The organism is Mesorhizobium sp. M4A.F.Ca.ET.020.02.1.1 (genome assembly GCF_004022645.1).
Lineage (GTDB): Bacteria > Pseudomonadota > Alphaproteobacteria > Rhizobiales > Rhizobiaceae > Mesorhizobium.
Genome location: NZ_RZOI01000588.1, coordinates 1 through 3,895, shown reverse-complemented (window position 1 = coordinate 3,895; position 3,895 = coordinate 1). Strand labels below are relative to the sequence as shown.

Genomic DNA, 3,895 nt, shown 5'->3' with positions numbered 1-3,895 from the left:
GGCTGACGTTGCCGCCTCGACCGGGATCATGTCCAGCCCAGCGCCATGACGGATCGCGGCGCGCAGCTTCGCGGCGCCGCCGAAGAGCTCAGGTGGCAGCGGCGCACGGACGATGACGATATCAGCATCCTTCGCCTCGGCGGCAAGCGTTTTGCCATCGAGGGCGGAAGCGACGACCAGCTTGCCTGCCCCGGCCAGCATGGCGGAGGCGCGCGGATGCAGCGGGTGCGTCGACAGGATTCTGGGCATGTGGCTCCCGTTTGTTTGCCGCATTTCTGCGATGCCAAGCGATGCCGCTTGGGCTGCAAAATGCTCTAGGCCTTTTCGAGCGCCGGGCTTGTCGGCTCCGTCCCACGCCCCTCGATCAGGCCCTTCCAATAGCTTTCGGCGCCTTGCAGATGGGCGTTCATCAGCGCCTGGGCGAGGTTGCCGTCGCGGCGCAGCAGCGCCTCGTAGATCTGGATATGCTCTGCATGCGAGCGCACGCTGCGCTCGGGATCGTTGAAATAGATCGGCAGGCGCTGCTCGCCCATCAGGTAGTAGACGCTGCAGATGTTGTGGAAGATGCCGTTCTTGGTGGCGCGCACGATCTCGAGGTGGAACTCGCGGTCTTCCTTGGCCAGACCCTCGCCGGCGGCGATACGCTCCTCCGAGGCTTTCAGGATCTCGCGCAGCCGCTCGAAATTCTCCTCGGTGGCGCGTGAGCAGGCAAGCTCGGCGGCCTTGATCTCGTGGATCTTGCGCAACTCGACCGTTTCGTAGATCTGGATCGGATCGAGCGGCAGGCCGGCGCGGGCGAAAAGGGCCAACGCCTCGACGCTCGCCTGCTTGGTGTCGACATAGATGCCGGATTTGGCGCGGCGTTCGACGATCCGCATGGCTTCCAGGATGGCCAGCGCTTCGCGGATCTGGCCGCGGCTGACGGCGAAGTGCTCGGCCAGTTCGCGCTCCGACGGCGTGCGACCCGTCTCCTTGTCCGATTTGGAGAACAGATAGGCGGCGAGTTCCGCGAGAAGGTTCTTTTCTTTCATCGTCAGCAGCGTTGCGCGTTCGCCTCCAGGAATCGCTCCGAGATTGTGAATCCCAATCCGGGCTTTTCAGGGATCGCTATCATACCGTCCTTTGCTTCGACAGTCTCTTCGATAAGATCGTGGATCATCGGGTTGGCGCCGAGCGAGTATTCGACGGTGAAGCTCGCCGGCGAGGCGGCGCAGACATGCAGACCGGCAAAGAAGCAGGGCGCGCCGGCCCACAGATGCGGGGCAAAGCGCAGGTTGAAGGCGCTGGCGATGGTGCCGATCTTCATCGCTTCGCTGATGCCGCCGCAGAAGGCGGGGTCCGGCTGGAAAATGTCAGCCGACTTCAGAACGGCGAGGTCGCGGAAGGCATAGCGCGTCGCCTCGCTTTCACCGGTGGCGATCGGGATCGAGCTCGAGGCGCGAACTTCGGCCATGCCCGGCTTGTCGTCGGCGATCACCGGCTCCTCGAACCAGGCGAGGTCGAGGTCGCCGGCAAGCTGGATGAAGCGCTTTGCCTCGGCCACCGTATAAGTGCCATGCGCGTCGACCATCAGCTCGACGTCGGCGCCGAGGGCCTCTCTCGCCGCGCGGACGCGCCCTGCGGAAATATGCGGGGCGCCGTCCATGGCGCCGATACGCATCTTCAGTGCCTTGAAGCCGCCCTTGGCGATGTAGGATTTGAGCTGCTCGCCGATGGTCTCGGCTGGCGCCCAGCCGCCGGAAGCATAGGCTTGCATGCGCTCGACCTTGCGGCCACCAAGCAGCCGCCAGATGGGCTGGCCGAGCGACTTGCCGAGAATGTCCCAGAGCGCGATGTCGACGGCGCTGATGGCGGCCACGCTCATGCCGCGCCGCGCCAGTTGCGGCATGGCATGTCCGCCATGGGCCGCCGTGTGGTGGCGCACGCCGTTGTAGAGCATCTCCCAGATGACGCCGATGTCGGTCGGGTCGCGGCCGATGAGCTGCGGGCCGACTTCGTGGTTCAGCATGTGGACCAGGGCACCATAGCTGCCGGCGCTGCCGGCGGCGTTCTTGCCTTCGCCCCAGCCGACCAGGCCGTCATCGGTCTCGATGCGCAGAATGGCGGCGTCGAACGTCGTCACCTGACCGAAGTCGCTGCGATGCTGCTTCGCGGCTTCGATCGGTATGCGAACCCACCAGGCTTGGACCGTCTTGATGCGCATGGTCATCCCCGGCCCCGCCGCAGAAAGGCGGAAGGGCGTCTCTCTTTGGATCGGCTACCTGATCAGCGGCAGCAGCGTTTCGGCGGTGATGCGCATCTGGTCGGTGTAGAACTTCTCCGTCAGCACGCTGGAACCGTGATCCTGGATGAACTTCAGCTGCTCTGGCGAGATGTCGACCGGATGGCGCTCGACCATGTCGGGATAGGGCGCGGCCGGCGTGCGGTCGACAGGGGCGACGAACTCATTGGTCAGCGCGCCGTCATAGCCGATCTCCTTCAGCGTGCGCACGATCCGCGGCCAGTCGATCTGGCCGAGGCCGGCGGCGAAGCGGTTGTTGTCGGCGACGTGGAAGTCGAACAGGCGCTTGCCGACCTGACGGATGGCGTCATAGACGTTAAATTCCTCCATGTGGATGTGATAGGCGTCGAGGCAGACGCCGCATTCCGGGCTGACCGCGTCGGCGAGCGCGAGCGCCTGGGCGCCACGGTTGAACAGATAGGTCTCGAAGCGGTTGAGCGGCTCGACCGCGACCTTGACGCCGACCTTCTTGGCGTGGGCGAAGCACTCGCGGGTGGCGTCGACCACCCAGCCCCATTCCTCCGCCTCGGTGCCGTCGGGCACTACCTTGCCGACGGTGGCGGGAACCAGCGTGATGATCTCACCATCGAGCTCGCTGACCATGGTCAGCACGTCCTTGACGTACTGCACCGAACGCTCGCGCTGGCCCTGGTCCTTGGCGGCGAGGTTGCGTTCGCCCAGCATCAGCGTCACCGAGCCCCAGCAGCGGATGCCGTGCTCCTTCAAGAGCGCGCGCGTCTCCCCGGTCTTGTACTGCTCGGGCTCGCCGGAGATCTCGATCGACTCATAGCCGAATTTCTTGATGCGCTTCAGCGTCACTTCCAACGGCTCCGCCCGCATCCAGTTGTGCGTCGAAAGATGCATGGTCTATCCTTCCCAGAGTTCGCCTGTCACGTTTCCCACGACGTGGCTCGAGCAAAGCCCGCCGTGCGATTCCTCCCCAAGGTACTCCAGTGTCTTTCTGGCAAACTGGTTCGACCAATTGGGCCTGATGCGAGGTCTACCGCAAATTCAGCTGCACGGCAAGAAGTCGCGTGCGGCGATGTCAGGCTCTGCTTACTTCCTTGAATAATCTAACATATTTTCACAGTTTGTGACGAACGAAAGCGCTTCCGGCGCCTGTTCGGCCGCTTGACCAAATGTCGATATTTGGTCATACCAGAATGACGACGCGTACTGGCGCCGACAGGAAAACACCAAACGGGCTGGCCCTGTTTTCAATCAGCGCTATGCTTGGCCGTCAAAAGAGAGAGGGAGGATGCCGATGCCGTCGACGATGAAGGGTCCCGGTCTGTTTCTGGCGCAGTTCGCGGGCGATGCCGCGCCGTTCAATTCGCTGTCGTCGATCACCAAATGGGCAGCCGGCCTCGGCTACAAGGGAGTGCAGATACCGACCTGGGACGCGCGGCTGTTCGACCTGGAGAAGGCGGCGACCTCCAAGGCCTATTGCGACGAGGTGAAAGGCATCTGCGCCGATGCCGGCGTCGAGATCACCGAGCTCTCGACGCATCTTCAGGGGCAACTGGTTGCGGTGCATCCGGCCTATGACGCGCAATTCGATGGCTTCGCGCCGGCGGCCGTCCACAACAATCCGAAAGCCCGGCAGCAATGGGC

General features: G+C 63.8%; 3 protein-coding genes and 2 pseudogenes. 1 reads left to right on the top strand and 4 read right to left on the bottom strand.

Going from position 1 to position 3,895, the window contains the following annotated elements; genetic code table 11:
• From EN742_RS27270 to EN742_RS27255, 4 genes and pseudogenes are all read right to left on the bottom strand, one after another.
• A pseudogene (locus tag EN742_RS27270) lies at nucleotides 1-249 on the bottom strand (dehydrogenase); the annotation flags it as partial.
• Nucleotides 250-314: 65 nt separating this feature from the next.
• Nucleotides 315-1,031, bottom strand: coding sequence for a FadR/GntR family transcriptional regulator (locus EN742_RS27265; protein WP_126058212.1), 717 nt, complete (start codon nucleotides 1,029-1,031; stop codon nucleotides 315-317).
• A gap of 2 nt (nucleotides 1,032-1,033) precedes the next feature.
• Entirely contained in the window at nucleotides 1,034-2,203 is a 1,170-nt protein-coding gene (locus EN742_RS27260; RefSeq protein WP_126058213.1) for a mandelate racemase/muconate lactonizing enzyme family protein, read from the bottom strand.
• A gap of 54 nt (nucleotides 2,204-2,257) precedes the next feature.
• The gene (locus EN742_RS27255; protein WP_127405806.1) at nucleotides 2,258-3,145 is read right to left on the bottom strand and encodes a sugar phosphate isomerase/epimerase; all 888 of its coding nucleotides are present in this window, start codon (nucleotides 3,143-3,145) and stop codon (nucleotides 2,258-2,260) included.
• Nucleotides 3,146-3,545: 400 nt separating this feature from the next.
• Between EN742_RS27255 and EN742_RS27250 the strand changes: the two are divergent.
• Nucleotides 3,546-3,895 (top strand): annotated as a pseudogene (locus tag EN742_RS27250) (sugar phosphate isomerase/epimerase); the annotation flags it as partial.

Bases quoted from the DNA above. Each gene is read 5' to 3' on its own strand.
- EN742_RS27265 (WP_126058212.1), bottom strand. From the start codon at position 1,031: ATGAAAGAAAAGAACCTTCTCGCGGAACTCGCCGCCTATCTGTTCTCC.
- EN742_RS27260 (WP_126058213.1), bottom strand. From the start codon at position 2,203: ATGCGCATCAAGACGGTCCAAGCCTGGTGGGTTCGCATACCGATCGAA.
- EN742_RS27255 (WP_127405806.1), bottom strand. From the start codon at position 3,145: ATGCATCTTTCGACGCACAACTGGATGCGGGCGGAGCCGTTGGAAGTG.